The organism is Nocardia sp. NPDC046473, assembly GCF_040645995.1.
Classification (GTDB): domain Bacteria; phylum Actinomycetota; class Actinomycetes; order Mycobacteriales; family Mycobacteriaceae; genus Nocardia.
Map to the genome: position 1 here is coordinate 854,099 of NZ_JBEYZJ010000002.1, position 14,770 is coordinate 868,868.

The following is a 14,770-nucleotide window of genomic DNA, read 5'->3' on the forward strand; positions in this document are numbered from 1 at the left end:
GCGGTGTTTCGGGCGAGCTCAGATCATCGCTACCGGGTCGAGCTGACCGGCGATATAGCGGGCCCGGCATTCGCCGCGGCGCAGTTTGCCGCTGGTGGTCTTGGGGATGCGGCCCGGCTCGACCAGCATGACCGAGCCGGGAATCACCTCGTGCGCGGCCGCGACCGCGTTGCGGATCCGGCGGGCGAGCACCGAGAGTTCGGCGGGTTCGATGGCCTCGACGATTCGCAGTTCGGCAACGATGACCAGGTCTTCACGGCGTCCGTCGTCGTGCCCGAACGCCGTCACGTGCCCAGGCCGGATCTCGGTGGCGCAGGCCTCGACCGTCGCCTCGATATCGCCCGGAAAGTGATTGCGGCCGTCGACGACGATCACGTCTTTGCGCCTGCCCGCGATGAAGAGCTGGTCGTCGAACCAGAAGCCGAGGTCGCCGGTGCGCAACCAGCGGGCGTCGCTGCCGCGCAGGGTGGCGTGGAACGCTTCGGCGGTGGCGTCCGGCCTGCCGTAGTAGCCGTCGCACACGTTCGCACCCGCGACCCAGACCTCGCCGACTCGGCCGGTGGGCAGCTCGGCACAGGACACCGGGTGCACGATGCGCACGTCCTGGCCGATCGGTGCGCCGCAGCCGACGAGCGGTGTCGCGCCGAGCGGATGTGTCTCGGCGGTCGGCGGCACCGCCCGGCCTTCGGCGAGTGCGCTGCGGTCGAACTGCCGCACCATCGGCTCGTCCCGCCAGTCGCTGATGGTCACGGTCAGCGTCGCCTCGGCCAGACCGAAGCCGGGCGTATGCGCACGGTGCCGGAAGCCGTATTCGGCGAAGGCCTCGGTGAATTCGGTGAGCGCCTCGGGCCGGATCGGCTCGGAGCCGTTGAGCAGCATGTCCAGCCCGGACAGGTCGAGCCCGGCCCGCTCCTGCGGTGTTGTCGCCGAAACCGAGAGCGCCAAGCCGAAATTGGGCCCGCCGGTAATGCCGGCGCGGTAGTCGCTCACGGCGCGCAGCCACCGGATCGGCCGCTTCGCGAATTCCGCGGGCGACATGGTCAACCCGTGCACGCCGCAGTAGAGCGGCAGTGCCATGCCGAGGATGAGGCCCATGTCGTGGAAGAACGGTAGCCAGGTCAGAATGGGATTGCGCGGCGTCAGCGCCTGTCGCAGCTGTTCCAGCGCCGTCGTCAGGTTCGCGTGGGTGACCCGGACGCCTGCGGGCGACTGCGTCGAGCCCGAGGTGTACTGGAGGTACGCGAGCTCGGCGCGCAGCGGTTCGACGATCGGTTCGGTCGAATCCGCCGACGGTGCTGTGACATCCGAGGGCAGCTCGGCCACCTGGCCGAGCATGGGCCCGAGCACGGACGCGCTGGTCGAGTCGCCATAGGACAGCAGCGCCAGGGTGGGTCGCGCGTCGGCGAGCACCGCGAGCAGCCGTTCCTTGTTGCGGGTGCCTGCTGCCGGAAACAACGGCACCGCAATGCGATTGCTGTACAGGCAGGCGAGAAACGCGACGGCATAGTCGAGTCCGTGCGCGCAGAGGATGGCGACTCGGTCCCCCGGTGCGCTCTCGTCCCGGACGCGCTCGGCGAGTTCGCCTGCGGCGGAGTGCAAGCGGGCGTAGGTGATGGAGACGGGTATCCGCTCCTGCATCCGGTACCGCAGCTCGGTGTAGGCGATGTCGTCCGGCCGGGTCGCGGCCAACTCGGCGACCCGTGTGGCGAGGCTGTTGGCTGGGGTCACGTGGCCTCGCTGGTGTGTGCGACGACTAGCGGGCCGGTCGTATCGGGTGGCGGTATCGAGAACGTAGGTGGGTCGATGTCGGCTGGTGGCCGAGGCTCGACCAGCGGTGTCGGGTCGGCCGGAGAACTCATGGGGGCAAGCAGCTTCGACAGTCGCCGGGCCAGGGGCGAGGCGTCCGCCACCGGCGTGTAATCCACTGCCGAGAGGTATGTTCCGGGATACCGCAGCACCTCCGACAGCAGAGCGGCACCATACCGGGTGTCGAATGCGGCGATACCCGCTTGTCGCACCGTTGAACCCGTCGCCCACCTGCCCCAGCCGATGCTGAGTACACCTCGACCCGGATACGTCAGCGCGAGCGAGTCCATCGCCGCGTTGGCGGCGGCCTCGGCGGCGCGGCCCGGCCCGCCGAGCGCTGCGGTGGCGGCGGAGAACAGCAGAATGAAGTCGGTCGGGTCGGCCGCGGTGAGGTGGATCAGGTTGCCTGCCGCGGTCAGTTTGGCCGCGAACAGTGTGGTCAGTTGCCCGGGTGTGATCGCGTCGAAGTCGGCGTCGGCCGTCGTGCCCGCCGCGTGCACGACGCCGCGAATGGTCGAGCCGCATTCGCGGATGTCGTTGAGCGCGTTGGCCAGCTCGCGCCGGTCGGCGGCATCGCAACGGACCACGACGATCCGGTCCTCCAGTCCGTCGAGTAGCGGCGGCACCGGGCGGGGCGCGCGGGTGAGCACCACCACGTCGCGGGCTCCGGCATCGAGCAGCCAGCGCACCGCGACCGCGCCGACCGTGCCCAATCCGCCGGTGACGACGTAGGTTCCGGTGGCATCGATGCTGGCCGCGGTCGACCGGAGCCGCGCGGGCGTGAAGCGGCGGACGGCGAGTTCGCCTGCGCGGAGGCGCAATTCTTCGGGGATCTGGGTCGCGGCACTCTCCGTGACGAGCCGACAGAGCTGTGCGAGGCTACGGCGATCCGCGTCCGCCCAGATCAGGCGCACCGCGCGGCCGGATTCGAGCTGCAGGGAGCGCGCCAGGCCGGCGATCGCCTGCGGGGCGGCGAGCACATCGGGATCACCGTGCTGCGGCTCCGGCGCGGCGGGGTCCGGCAGCACGATCGTCAAGGACGCGGTGCCGTCGTCGGCGTGCACTCGCTGGAGCAGATCGAGGACCCGGCAGGTCGTCGCGGCGGCACTGCGGCCGGGGCCGATGGGGTCGGATGGTGTTGCTGCCGAGTCTGTTTCGGTGGGCCACACGAGGACGACTGCGGTGTGTGCACGGCCGGTATGTCCGATCGGCAAGGCGGCGACGAGAGGTCGCGCGGCATCGGGTTCTCGGGCCAGCCGGTCGGTGGGCAGGGTGGCCGCCAGTGCGTCGGCCAACTGTTCGGCCAGGCCCGAGCCGCCGATCACCAAGGCGCGCTGGACATTCGGGCTGCCGGACTCGTCGAGGCCGAAGAACTCGGGTCCGCTTGTCTGCCAAGTCTCCTGGCGGAAGGGTGGAGGACGCTCGGCGGCGCGCGGTGCCGCGGCGACACGGGCGGGCGCCTCCGGACCGGTGAACCGGATGCGCACGCCGGACAACGCGAGACACGGCACCCCGTGCTGGTCGGTACCGATCACATCGCCGGTGAGTCCGGTGGCCGTGCGCTCCCGCAGGAACGCGTGCGCTTCTAGGACAGTCCGATTCGGTTCGGCGGACAGCCATCCGGATTCGAGGCCGATCGGTAGCGGGACCACCGCGGCGGGCAGATCGTCGTATACGGTCGCGACGAGCAGTTGCAGACAGCCGTCCAGCGTTGCGGTGCGGTGCAATTCGGCGACGTCGAACAGACCGATGGCATTGTCCGGCCCGGTCGCGATGCCGCGCAGCACCCGGAAGCGCGGCCCGTAGTCGAGCCGCAGGCCGTGCAGTTCGGTGTAGAAGGCGGCGGGCGCGATCATCCGCATGCGGTGTCGCCCAGCCCGGTTGGCATCCACGACTCGCATCCATGCGACGATATCCGCGGGTGTGGGGTCACCGCCGGGCCGCGCCGATGCCAGCGCTGCGGCCTCCGTGACCTCCGCCCGTAGACTTCCGTCGCCGTGCCCGCGATAACGCACCTGCGGCAGGGCCGAGAGCTCGGTGCGTTCGTGCACCATGAAATCGGTGAGCGTCGTCGCCCCGGTGCCGGTGCGCGCCAGATGCAGCAGCCTGCGCAGCCAGAACGCCACGGGCACCGCCGGCACGCCGTTGATCACATGATCGGTGAGATCGTCAGGGGGAAAATCGGATTCGGCGTCGTCCGACTCCGCACGAGCGGTAATCAAGGGGAACCGCCGTTTGCGCCACACTCGCCGTGGCGCGATTCGGAACGGGCCTTGCGCGGACCAATCGACCGGTCGACCTTCGAGATGCAGCCGGGCCAGGCAGCTGAGGAACTCGCCCGCCTCGTCGTCACGAGTCGCCACCGGGTGGGTGGCGTCACGGAATTCGGGATACTCCTGGACGGCCTGGTTCAGCATCGGCTGCGGCGCGATTTCGAGCACAGTCGACAGCCCGTCCGCTGCGGCGCGCTCCAGTGCGGCAGCGAGTTCGACTGTTCCCGAGGCGTTCTCGGCCCAGTACGCGCCGTCCATGACTGCCGTGGTGATCAATTCGGCACGACGGGCGGTGGAATACACGGGGACACGCGGCGTCATCGGCTCCAGGTCCGCGAGCGCTTCGACGAATTCCGGTGGCACGGCGTCGACCAGCGGGCTGTACGCGGTGGCTTCGTCGGCGATCCGCAGCGCGGACATATCGCGGCGCTTGGCCCGCCGGACCAGCGTATCGATGTAGCGCGGTGTCCCACGGACGAGCACCGACCGCGGTCCATTGACCGCCGCGATACCCACCTGCGTGCGCATCGGTTCCACCAGCTTCGCCGCCTCGTGCGGCGGCGCCGCCAGCAATGCCATTGCCGTGCTGCCCCCGGCGGCCGGGATCATGCTGCGCCGCACCACAATCAGCGCCGCATCCGACAGCGATAGCGCCCCGCAGGCGACGGCAGCGGCGAGCTCGCCGAGTCCGTGCCCGGCCACCGCGTCCGGTCGGATGCCCCACGCCGCAAGCAACTCCGCCAGCGCCACCTGGAACGCGAAGATCGCGGGTTGTGTGAATGCCATAGCGCGCGAGCCGTTTCCGTCGCTCCCGTCGCCCGAGTCCGCCATCGCGAACCCGTGTCGCGGCGTCCAGACCCGAGGCCCACCGGCCGCGACGATCGCGTCGGCGGCCGCGGCCAACGCGGCGGCGAAAGCGCTGTGCCGCGCCGCGAGCGCCCGCCCCATCGCGGGATGTCGGCCGCCCTGCCCGGCGAACAGGAACAGCACGCCACCCTGCCGCCGGATCGCGGACGGACCGAGCGCCGCCGTGCCCGAATCGCCCTGCGCGACCGCCCGCAGCTGCCGCACCGCATCGCATCGGTCACGCACCAGCACGCAGGCTCGCATCCGGGCGGGCAGTAATCTGGCGGCAGCGGAGGCGAATTCGCGCAGCGGCTCGCCGCCGAGTTCGAGCCGGTCGGCGAACCGAAGGGCCTGGGCGCCCAGCTCCGCGGCGTCGCGACCGGTGACCGGGATCAGCACCGGCGGGTCGTCGCCGCGGACAACGCGGGGAACCTCGACACCGCGCAACACCACATGCACGTTGGTGCCGCCGAAGCCGAACGAGCTGACACCCGCCCGGCGTTCACCGAGCGGTACTGTGCTCCAGTCGACGGGCGCGGTCGGCGCCCGCAGGCCGCGCTCGGCCAGCTTCAGCAGCGGGTTCTCGGTATGGAATCCGATGGTGGGCGCGATGACGCCGTGGTGGATGGTCAGCGCCGCTTTGATCAGGCCGGTCACGCCCGCGGCCGCCGCCAGATGCCCGATATTGGACTTCACCGAGCCGATCCAGATCGGCGCGGTACGTGCCGAAATATCCTGTGCCACAACGCTAGCCAGCGCACCGACCTCCACCGCATCGCCCAATGGTGTTCCGGCGCCGTGACATTCGAGGTATCCGGCGGTCCGTGGATCGAGCTCGGCGCGCGACCAAGCGGCGCGCACTGTGTCCTGCTGCGCGCGACAGTTCGGTGCGTAGAGTCCGTTGGAGCGCCCGTCCGAACCGACCGCCGTCCCCGCGATCTCCGCGTACACCCGATTGCCTTCGCGCACCGCGTCTTCGGTGCGCTGCAGGATCACCACGGCGCAACCTTCGCCGCGCGCGAAGCCGTCCGCAGCGGCATCGAACGGCTTGGCACGCCCGTCCGACGCCAGGAATCCCGCCGCTGCCAAGTAGTTCGAGGTATGCGGCAGCAACATGAGATGGACACCGCCGACGATCGCGAAGGGCACCGCGTCGTCGGCGAGCAGCCGCACCGCCACATCGACGGCGGCCAACGACGACGAGCACGCGGTGTCCAGCACCAGGCTCGGCCCGCGCAGATCGAGCGCATAGGACAGGCGGTTGGCGATGATGCTGAGCGCGGCGCCGGTGACCGCGTAGCGCGCGTCGAAGCCGTCCCGGCCGAGCACGGCGATGCCATGGTCGTAGCTGCCCGCGCCGAAGACCACCGCCGCACCGGACCCCTTGGCGCGGTAGCCGATCCCGGCGTCATCGATGGCCTCGACCGCGACCTCCATGGCCAGCCGCTGCTGCGGGTCGAGCAGCGCGGTCTCTCGGTCCGTGAGGGCGAACCACTCGTGGTCGAACGCGTCGACACCGGCCAGATATCCGCCGCGCCCGGTGCCGGGCCGCCCGGCCGGTGGCGGCCCGGTGGCATCGCGTCCGGCCAGCAGCATCCGCCAGAACTCGTCGCCGCCCTCGGCTCCCGGTACCCGGCAGCCGATCCCGACGATGGATATCCCGGTCATCGCATCGCGAGATACTCGACCAACTGGTCTATGTCGGGGTAGTCGTATATCGCGGTCAGCGAAACCTCGACACCCATCGCATCCTCCAGCCGCGCCGTCAGCCGGGCCAGCTGGGTGGAGCTGAGGCCCAGATCGGAAAACGGCGCGTCGGTGCTGACGGTGGCCGCGTCGACGCCGAGCAGCTCGGCCACGGCCGCTATCGCCGTGGTCGTGAGCGCCGCACGACTGCGTACCATCGAGCTCCGATCCATCCCGAGACGCACTACCCCCGCAGCGGCGGCTCGTCTCGACCGCCCAGGTACACCCCCGCGATTATGCCGAGATATCGCACTATGGAGAAGAGTCTTTTGCGTGGCCTGTGTCCCGCTGCGCCGACCAGGCCGATCACCTACCGTTGCGACGTGAGCGAAAACTCCACCCGACTGGCCGATGGACGCCCCGGCACTCTGCGCACGCTGGGGCGCTGTTGCGCCGCGCTGGCCGCGACGCCCGGCCGATTGGTCCGGCCGCGCCGCCCTGATCAGGCGTTTCTGGCGGGCTTGGTCGTCGCGCCCGCCCCGAAGGCCACCGCGACGGTCCGGCTGACCGCGCTGCCGCAGGCCACCATGGCCGCGCCGACCATCATCGTCGCCGAGGGCGTGCGAAGTTTGCGCGAGTTGCCGATGTCGATGGGCGCCTTCCTGATCGAGCATCCGCAGGCCAGATTTCTGGTCGATCCCGCTATCTGTGCCGACGTGCACGCGCGCGTGCTGCCGGGCCACCCCTTCCCCGTGGGCAGACTGGTGGCGCCGGACAAGCCGGTGCTCGGATTGAGCAACGCGCTCGCGGCCCGCGACCTCGCGGTCGCCGATATCGACTTCACCCTGGCCACCCACCTGCACTGGGACCACGTCGCCGGCCTGCTGGAGCTGCCGGACTCGACCGAACTCCGGGTCCCCGCGGTGGAATACGACTGGGCCATGCGGGGCGACACGGCGCCGATCGGCGTGGTTCGGGAAACATTGCGTGGCCAGACCATCGCACCGGTGGAACTCGACGGCCCGCCCGTGCTGACCTTTCCGAGCAGCCACGACGTCTTCGGTGACGGCGCCGTCGTCCTCGTCGATCTGGCGGGGCACACCCCGGGCAGCATCGGTGTGCTGCTCGCGGTGGACGACGGCACCCGGGTACTGCTGGCCGGCGACGCGATCTGGAATACCCTGCAGGTCAAGCTGATCCGGGAGAAGGCCCCGATGCCGGGCAATCTCTTCGACGCCGACCGCGACGCCGCGTTCCGCACCATCCAACGGTTGCACGCGCTCCCGGCCGACGTCGAGGTCATCGCCAGCCACGACTACGACGCCGTGGTGGCCCGCGCGGTCAAGTGAACCGCAGCGAGTCGGTGCAGCCACCCTGGCAGGTCCCCGCCGGACCCTGTTGCTTGCTCGGGTCCGGCGTCTGATCAGCACATCAGCTCGCGCGCAGGCCGATGATCAAACCGTCCTTGGTGCAGCTGGACGGCGTGGCAGGGTCAGGTTGGGCGCTGCACTGCCAGCCGTCGATGGTCTGGGTGTCGGTGTTGCTGACTGTGGTGGCGTATGTCGTTGCGACATTGATCGCTTCGGTGCAGCCGACGCGACCCGCCGGCGTGCCCACAGCGATGACGGTGCGGGTGCCCCCGCCCGCGTCGGTGACGGGGCCGCAGTCGACGTCCGCCACGGCGGGGGCCGGCGCTTGTTTACTCGCCTCGGCGGTGCGGATGGGCGCCGCGGTGGCTGAAGTGGCGGGGGAGGTGGCGATGGCGTGCACCGAGTGATCCTCCGTGGCGGCCTTGCTGCAACCGGTCGCACCGGCTATGACCGCGAGGGCGGTGGCGGCGACGATCCCGATGTTGGTGAGTTTCACCGAGTTGGCTCCTGATCTCTGGGCGAAGCGACCGAATCGGCGCAGATACACCGAGATTCGGCCATAGCGGTCATGTTGCCAATACCCATTCCACCACGGCGTCACTCGTCCGGGCCGAGATCAACGGCGAGTGATCAACTCCAGCGCCTGCGTCGCGGACAGCGAACCAGCGGTGACGAGTTCGAGATCGGCCAGTGCCGCCTCGTGCACTTCCGCGCTGGCCGCGGCGGTGCAGTCGGCCACGGGATGCACGGTGAAGCCGAGATCGGTCGCGTGTCGCGCGGTCTGCTCCACGGTCAGATTGGTCGCGACACCTGTGACGAACAACGTATCGATGCCCCGGCCGGCGAACCATTCCGCCAGTTTGCTGCCCGCCAGCCCGGACAGCTTCTGGTTGTCGAATACCTCGCTCGCCTGCCCGGCCATCTCCGGAATGAGCTGACTACCAGGCGAATCCGGCCGGAATTCGGTCTGCGCCGCACCCACCGACCGCATGAAGCCGGTATTGCGCACCAGCTCACCCTCGCCGACGGGAATGGTGAACCGGGTGAAGATCAGCGGGACACCATGCGCGGCGGCGGCTTCGTGGAAGTCCACCGCACGCGCGACGACCCCGCTGGCCGCGACCGGCGCCGCGAGCATCGGCCCGAAGAATCCCTCGGGCTTGATCACATTCACCTGCCAGTGCAACGCGAGCACGGCCGCGCGGATACGAGGGATCGCCATCGCCCGACCCTACCGTCGGTCGCCGAAGTCAGCTCGAATAATCCTTGCGCAGTTGGACTTTCACGACTTTTCCGCTGGCGTTGCGCGGCAGCTCCGCGACGAGCACCAGATCCTTGGGATGCTTGTAGCGAGCCAGGTTGTCGTTGAGGAACACCGTCAGCTCGTCCAGGGTCAGCTCGTCCTCGGGAGCGTGCAGCGCGACAACGGCGACCGGCACCTCGCCCCACTTCTCGTGTGCCCGGCCGATCACCGCGGCCTCGCGGATCTTCGGATGCGCGAAGAGCACGTTCTCCACCTCGGCGCAGTAGATGTTCTCGCCGCCGGAGATGATCATGTCCTTCTTGCGGTCCACCACCCAGACGAAGCCCTCCTCGTCCTGGCTGACCAGGTCGCCGGAGTGGAACCAGCCGCCGGCGAACGCCTCCGCCGTCGCCTCGGGCTTGTTCCAGTAGCCCTGCATGAGCGTCGGTCCCCGATAGACGATTTCGCCGATCTCACCGGGCGCGACATCGTTCATCTCGTCGTCGACGACCCTGGCCTGGATGGTCGGGATGGGCTTGCCGACCGAGCCGAGCTTGCGCAGCGCGTCCTTGCCGTCGAGCACACAGGTGATCGGCGACATCTCGGTCTGCCCGAACACCGCGACGTTGAACGCGTTCGGGAAGCAGTCGGCCATCGCCCGCAGCACCGTGTCGGAGGCGGGCGCGGCGCCCCAGCTGAGCGCGGTCAGCGCGAGCTTGCGTTCCTTGACCCTGGGCTCGGCGCAGATGGCCTGCCACTGTGCGGGCACGCAGAACGCGCTGGTCGCCTGCTCTCGCTCGACCGCGTCGAGGAATTCGGTGGCGTCGAACGCGCCGAGCGGATGCAGCACGGTCTTTGCGCCGAGCAGGAAACACGGTGCGAGACTGCCGAGTCCGGCGATATGGAACAGCGGCGAGGTGCAGAAGCCGATCGAGCTCTGCTCGGTGGCCAGGGCCCGAATGACCGTCAGCGCTTGGGAATTCATGTTCGCGTAGGACAGGATGGCGCCCTTCGGGCTGCCGGTGGTGCCCGAGGTGTACATGATCAGCGAGGGCGTGTCCTCGGGGATGTCGAGTGGGGTGTGCGGGTCGCCGCCCTCAGCGAGCACGTCCTCGAAGCCGAAGACGCCGTCCGCGCTCGGCCCGCCGATCACGAAACACGTTTCCAGCGTGGCGGATTGCGACTGCACGGCGGTGGCGAGCGGCAGCAGCATGGTGTCGGTGACGATTGCCTTCGCGCCGCTGTCGCTGACGATGTAGGCGACCTCCGGCGGGGTGAGACGGAAGTTGACCGGGACCGCGATGGCACCGAGTGCGTTGATGCCGAACACCGCCTCCACGTATTCGGGGTAGTTCAGCGCGAGGATCAGCACCCGGTCGCCGAAGCCGGCACCGCGGCGGGCCAGCGCGTCGGCGAACTTCAGCGAGCGCTCGTGCAGCTGCCGCCAGGTGGTGTCGGCGCCGCGGAACCGCAGCGCGACCGCGTCCGGGCGCATCTGCGCGTGCACGGCGATCTGGTTGTTCCAGTGATTGCGCCGCGACCTCAGCGGCTCGTCGAGTGAAGTGCTCATCCACCCCGCCGGCTGCCGTTCCCTATGTACATCGGTGGTCATCAGATGTTTAGCGCGGATACCCCTAGTTCACGAGGGTAGAAGCGCTGTCCTCCGTTCGGTGTCGGTCGGTTCGGTTGCGGTCTGAGCGTGAAATCTCCTGCCTTCAGGCAAGGGAAGCGTTAAGCCACGAACTCCTCTCGGGATGACCTGAGCGCAGAATATCAACTAACTTAGCGAGTCGGCAAGGGATTGGGATATGAACCGTCGTTAATCCGACCGTAGCGGCACCTGGTCCGGTAAACGCAGCCTCAACTGCTATTTTGCGGATGAATCGAGCAGTCAAGCGGGGGTGGCAATGGCTTGAGATCGACATATGGATGCGAATGTCGGCTTACTTATGGGTTGAACCCGAGTGGATCCTCGTGTCACCATTCAGGTCTTCGGGCGAACTGGCACGCCCGCGCGAGGCAGAGGAGAAGCGCAATGCTGCGGACCAGGTTCACCGAGACCTTCGGCGTGCAACACCCGATCGTGCAGGGCGGCATGATGTGGGTCGGCCGTGCCGAACTCGTCGCGGCGGTCGCGAACGCGGGCGGGCTCGGTTTCATCACCGCGCTCACCCAGCCGACGCCGGACGACCTGCGCCGCGAGATCGCCCGCACCAGGGAGTTGACCGATAAGCCGTTCGGCGTGAACGTCACCATCCTGCCGTCGATCAACCCGCCGCCGTACCCGGAGTACGTGCAGGCGATCATCGACAGCGGCGTCGAGATCGTCGAAACGGCGGGCAGCAATCCGGAACCGTTCCTGCCGTACTACAAGGACGCCGGCATCAAGGTGCTGCACAAGTGCACCAGCGTGCGGCACGCGCTCAAGGCGCAGCGGATCGGCGTCGACGGCGTCAGCATCGACGGCTTCGAATGCGCGGGCCATCCCGGCGAGGACGACGTGCCCGGCCTGATCCTGATCCCCGCCGCCGCACGGGTGCTCGACATTCCGATGGTCGCGTCCGGCGGTTTCGCCGATGCCAGCGGCCTGGTCGCCGCCCTCGCCCTCGGCGCGGACGGCATCAACATGGGCACCCGCTTCCTGTGCACCCAGGAGTCCGCGGTGCACCAGAAGGTCAAGGAACAGATCGTCGCGCACACCGAACGCGACACCCAACTCATCTTCCGCACCATGCACAACACCGCCCGCGTCGCCGACAACGAGATCAGCCGCAAGGTTGTCGAGATCGAAAGGGCGGGCGGCACTTTCGACGACGTCCGCGACCTGGTCGCCGGCGCCCGCGGCCGCCGCGTCTTCGAGGAGGGCGACCTCGACGCGGGTATCTGGAGCGCAGGCCAGGTCCAGGGCCTCATCCACGACATCCCCACCTGCGAAGCACTCATCACCCGCATCGTCGCCGAAGCCGAAGCTCTCATCACCACCCGCCTGAGCCAAACCGTCGTCGCCTGAACCCTTCTCGGCGTCAGGCGCTATATCGCGAGAGCGGGAGGTGCGGGAATCGGGCGGGCGGGGGGACGGTAGGTGCGCCAGGCTTCGGCGAGTCGGCGGGCTGCTTCGGTGAGCCTGTCCGGTGGGTGCAGGTAGTGGATGCGAACGTGGTGCTCGCTGTCCCCGGTCGGGTCGAGGCCGCTGCCGGGCAGGATTGCGACGCCGTGCCGGAGTGCGGCCTGGGTGAAGGAGGTGCCGTCGCCGTAAGGCAGACGCACCCATAGGGTTTGGCCGCCGGTAACCGCTGGGGCGTGCCAATCCGGCAGTAGCCGAGTGAATTCGGCGCGCAGGTGGTCGTGCCTGGCCTTTCGTTCGGGTGCGAGTCGGGCGCAGACCGTGGCCAGGCGTGGCATCAGTTCGGCCGCGGCCAATTGGGTGGGCACGTCGCCGCCGAGGTCGTGTACCGCGCGGATTCGGGCGAGCCGGGCGATGGTCGGCGCCGCGGCCCGGACCCAGCCGATGCGGAGGCCGCCCCACACCGTTTTGCTCAGCGAGCCGACCGTCAGCACCGCGTCCGAATAGGCCGCCAGCGGTTGCGGCGTGCTGAACCCGGGAAAGCCGAGCTCGGCGAGCACCTCGTCCTCGACCAGTGGAACGCCCAGCGCGGCAGCGGTTTCCGCCAACCGTCTGCGCGCCAGCGGTGCCAGCACCGAGCCGGTCGGGTTCTGGAAGGTGGGAATCACGTAGGCGAGCGCGGGAAGATGCTTGCGCGCGGCCGCGGCGAATCCGTCGAGCCCAGGGGAAATACCTTGGACCACGGCCGCTTCCGCGCGGAAGGCTTCGAGCGCGGGCGGCGAGCTCGGCGCTTCCATCAGCACCCGGTCGCCCGGCTGGAGGAAGCACCGAGCCAGCAGCGAAAGCGCTTGCTGCCCACCGGTGGTGACCAGAATCTGCTCGAAAGAGGTTGGTACGCCCCGGTTCCGGTAGTACTCGGCGACGGCGTGCCGCAGTCGCGGATGCCCGGTCGGGTAGTAGCCGATATCGCTGGTCGTCGCGGCGAGCTCGGGCAGGATCCTGGCGTAGCACTCGGTCAGTTCCGCCGGTGGCGAGTCCGGCGCCGCGCAGGCCATAGGGATCACGTCGGCGCGCGGCTCCAGCAGGTCGAGAAAGACTGGCGCACTGGTGGTTTCGGCGGGTCTGGCGAGCGGATGTCCGGCCACCCGGGTCCCACTGCCTTGCCGACGGACGATCCGGCCTTCGGATTGCAGCAGGTCATAGGCGGCGACCACGGTGCTGCGGCCCACCGCCAGCGTGCCGGCCAGCACCCGGTCCGGCGGCAGCGGTGTGCCCGCGGGCAGCTCGCCGTCGTCGATCAGGTCACGCAGCCGCGCGGCCAGCAGCGCATACAGCGCGCCACGGCCCGCCGACCAGCGGCCGAGGCGTTCGGCGACATCGATTGGATCCATAGCCAAACCAATTCTGCCCGATTGGCCATGGCATCGCGACGGCGGCCGTTCGACGATTACTGCCATGACAGCAGCAAGAATCACCGGTCCGGTGTCGATCGCGGACGTGGTCGCCGGGCTGCCCGGTCCCTTTCAGCAGCGCGAACTGGCCGTCGTCAACGACACCGTCGTCCGGGTCGCCCAGTTGGCGGGCGAGTTCCCGTGGCACCACCACGACGAGGACGAGCTGTTCCTGTGCTGGGACGGCTCGTTCCGGATCGAGCTGGCCGGGCAGGACCCGGTCACGCTGCACCCTGGCGAACTCTTCGTGGTGCCCAGGGGCGTCCGGCACCGTCCCGTCGCCGAGCAGCCCGCGCACACCCTGTTGATCGAGCGCCCGGAGACCGCGCAATACGGGAACTGAGTCAGCCTGATCGGACCCGCCCGGACAGGCCGGGTCCGATCAGGCGTTCCAGGCGTTGATACGCCTCGGTGGGCGCCACCGGCGCGTCCGCGTCGGCGATCGCACCGAGCATGCCCACCACGCCCCAGGACAGGAATGTCACCGTCGATTCGAATTCGGCGTCATCCATGTCGAGCCGCTCGGCAAGGCGCTCGGCGAGGATCTCGGCGACCATTTCCCGCGTGGTCCGCAGCAGCAGGGCGCCGCTCTTGCGGCCGAGCAAGGCCTGGTACACCTCGGGATTCGCGGCGGCCAACTGAAACAGTGTGTGCACCGGCGCAAGTGGTCTCGTGGCATCGACACCGATATCGGTGCCCGGCGCGGTGACCGCGGCACGCAGATAGTCGGTGCTGCTCAGTAGCAGCAGATCGTCCTTGTCGCGGAAGTGCGCATAGAACGTGGACCGTCCGACGTCGGCCCGATGCAGTATGTCCCGCACCGAGATTCGGTCGTAGCCGCGCTCGAGCATGAGTTCGATCAACGCCCGATGCAGCAGGCTTTTCGTCCGCCGGACCCGGCGATCCGTGCTGCCCGTCAGCCTTTTTACTTCCGACGACAATGTGCCTCCCGTACAAATGTCGCGAATCCGTCCCGAATGGAACGGTTTCCGTGGTTTTGCCTCTGGTCGAAGCGGCGGCCCCTCCCGACC

General features: G+C 69.0%; 11 protein-coding genes. 3 read left to right on the plus strand and 8 right to left on the minus strand.

Annotated features, from left to right (window positions below; all coding sequences use genetic code 11):
* Positions 1 to 18: 18 nt before the first annotated feature.
* Genes ABZ942_RS09365 through ABZ942_RS09375 form a run of 3 tightly spaced genes read right to left on the minus strand, consistent with a single transcriptional unit; the run spans position 19 to position 6,829 of the window.
* Positions 19 to 1,728 carry a fatty acyl-AMP ligase gene (locus tag ABZ942_RS09365; RefSeq protein ID WP_357380212.1) on the minus strand — a complete coding sequence of 570 codons (1,710 nt, stop codon included), beginning with the start codon at positions 1,726 to 1,728 and terminating at the stop codon, positions 19 to 21.
* On the minus strand, positions 1,725 to 6,593 hold the full coding sequence (locus tag ABZ942_RS09370; protein WP_357380213.1) for an SDR family NAD(P)-dependent oxidoreductase: 4,869 nt from the start codon (positions 6,591 to 6,593) through the stop codon (positions 1,725 to 1,727). Before ABZ942_RS09370 ends, ABZ942_RS09365 begins: the two co-directional genes overlap by 4 nt.
* A complete protein-coding gene (locus tag ABZ942_RS09375) occupies positions 6,590 to 6,829 on the minus strand; it encodes an acyl carrier protein (RefSeq protein WP_357380214.1) in 240 nt (79 codons plus the stop codon). Before ABZ942_RS09375 ends, ABZ942_RS09370 begins: the two co-directional genes overlap by 4 nt.
* A 165-nt stretch (positions 6,830 to 6,994) precedes the next feature.
* Here ABZ942_RS09375 and ABZ942_RS09380 point away from each other — a divergent pair, with 165 nt between their 5' ends.
* Positions 6,995 to 7,960: an MBL fold metallo-hydrolase gene (locus tag ABZ942_RS09380; RefSeq protein WP_357380215.1), complete on the plus strand. Its 966-nt coding sequence runs from the start codon at positions 6,995 to 6,997 to the stop codon at positions 7,958 to 7,960.
* Between the two features lie 82 nt (positions 7,961 to 8,042).
* On the opposite strand, the gene ABZ942_RS09385 is transcribed toward ABZ942_RS09380, so the two are convergent.
* From ABZ942_RS09385 to fadD5, 3 genes are all read right to left on the minus strand, one after another.
* The gene (locus ABZ942_RS09385; RefSeq protein WP_357380216.1) at positions 8,043 to 8,477 is read right to left on the minus strand and encodes a hypothetical protein; all 435 of its coding nucleotides are present in this window, start codon (positions 8,475 to 8,477) and stop codon (positions 8,043 to 8,045) included.
* A gap of 120 nt (positions 8,478 to 8,597) precedes the next feature.
* The gene (locus tag ABZ942_RS09390) at positions 8,598 to 9,203 is read right to left on the minus strand and encodes a cysteine hydrolase (protein ID WP_357380217.1); all 606 of its coding nucleotides are present in this window, start codon (positions 9,201 to 9,203) and stop codon (positions 8,598 to 8,600) included.
* A gap of 28 nt (positions 9,204 to 9,231) precedes the next feature.
* A complete protein-coding gene (gene fadD5 / locus ABZ942_RS09395; protein WP_357380218.1) occupies positions 9,232 to 10,794 on the minus strand; it encodes a fatty-acid--CoA ligase FadD5 in 1,563 nt (520 codons plus the stop codon).
* Positions 10,795 to 11,259: 465 nt separating this feature from the next.
* Here fadD5 and ABZ942_RS09400 point away from each other — a divergent pair, with 465 nt between their 5' ends.
* A complete protein-coding gene (locus ABZ942_RS09400; RefSeq protein WP_357380219.1) occupies positions 11,260 to 12,234 on the plus strand; it encodes a nitronate monooxygenase family protein in 975 nt (324 codons plus the stop codon).
* A gap of 20 nt (positions 12,235 to 12,254) precedes the next feature.
* On the opposite strand, the gene ABZ942_RS09405 is transcribed toward ABZ942_RS09400, so the two are convergent.
* The gene (locus tag ABZ942_RS09405) at positions 12,255 to 13,679 is read right to left on the minus strand and encodes a PLP-dependent aminotransferase family protein (RefSeq protein ID WP_357380220.1); all 1,425 of its coding nucleotides are present in this window, start codon (positions 13,677 to 13,679) and stop codon (positions 12,255 to 12,257) included.
* A gap of 64 nt (positions 13,680 to 13,743) precedes the next feature.
* On the opposite strand from ABZ942_RS09405, the gene ABZ942_RS09410 reads away from it, so the two are divergent.
* Entirely contained in the window at positions 13,744 to 14,082 is a 339-nt protein-coding gene (locus ABZ942_RS09410; protein WP_357380221.1) for a cupin domain-containing protein, read from the plus strand.
* A 1-nt stretch (position 14,083) separates the two neighbouring features.
* Here ABZ942_RS09410 and ABZ942_RS09415 read toward each other — a convergent pair whose 3' ends face one another.
* The gene (locus ABZ942_RS09415) at positions 14,084 to 14,680 is read right to left on the minus strand and encodes a TetR family transcriptional regulator (RefSeq protein WP_357380222.1); all 597 of its coding nucleotides are present in this window, start codon (positions 14,678 to 14,680) and stop codon (positions 14,084 to 14,086) included.
* Between the last annotated feature and the right edge of the window lie 90 nt (positions 14,681 to 14,770).

Coding starts and splice junctions, on each gene's coding strand:
- ABZ942_RS09400 (WP_357380219.1), top strand. CDS start 11,260: ATGCTGCGGACCAGGTTCACCGAGACCTTCGGCGTGCAACACCCGATC.
- ABZ942_RS09410 (WP_357380221.1), top strand. CDS start 13,744: ATGACAGCAGCAAGAATCACCGGTCCGGTGTCGATCGCGGACGTGGTC.
- fadD5 (WP_357380218.1), bottom strand. CDS start 10,794: ATGAGCACTTCACTCGACGAGCCGCTGAGGTCGCGGCGCAATCACTGG.
- ABZ942_RS09375 (WP_357380214.1), bottom strand. CDS start 6,829: ATGGTACGCAGTCGTGCGGCGCTCACGACCACGGCGATAGCGGCCGTG.
- ABZ942_RS09390 (WP_357380217.1), bottom strand. CDS start 9,203: ATGGCGATCCCTCGTATCCGCGCGGCCGTGCTCGCGTTGCACTGGCAG.
- ABZ942_RS09370 (WP_357380213.1), bottom strand. CDS start 6,593: ATGACCGGGATATCCATCGTCGGGATCGGCTGCCGGGTACCGGGAGCC.
- ABZ942_RS09405 (WP_357380220.1), bottom strand. CDS start 13,679: ATGGATCCAATCGATGTCGCCGAACGCCTCGGCCGCTGGTCGGCGGGC.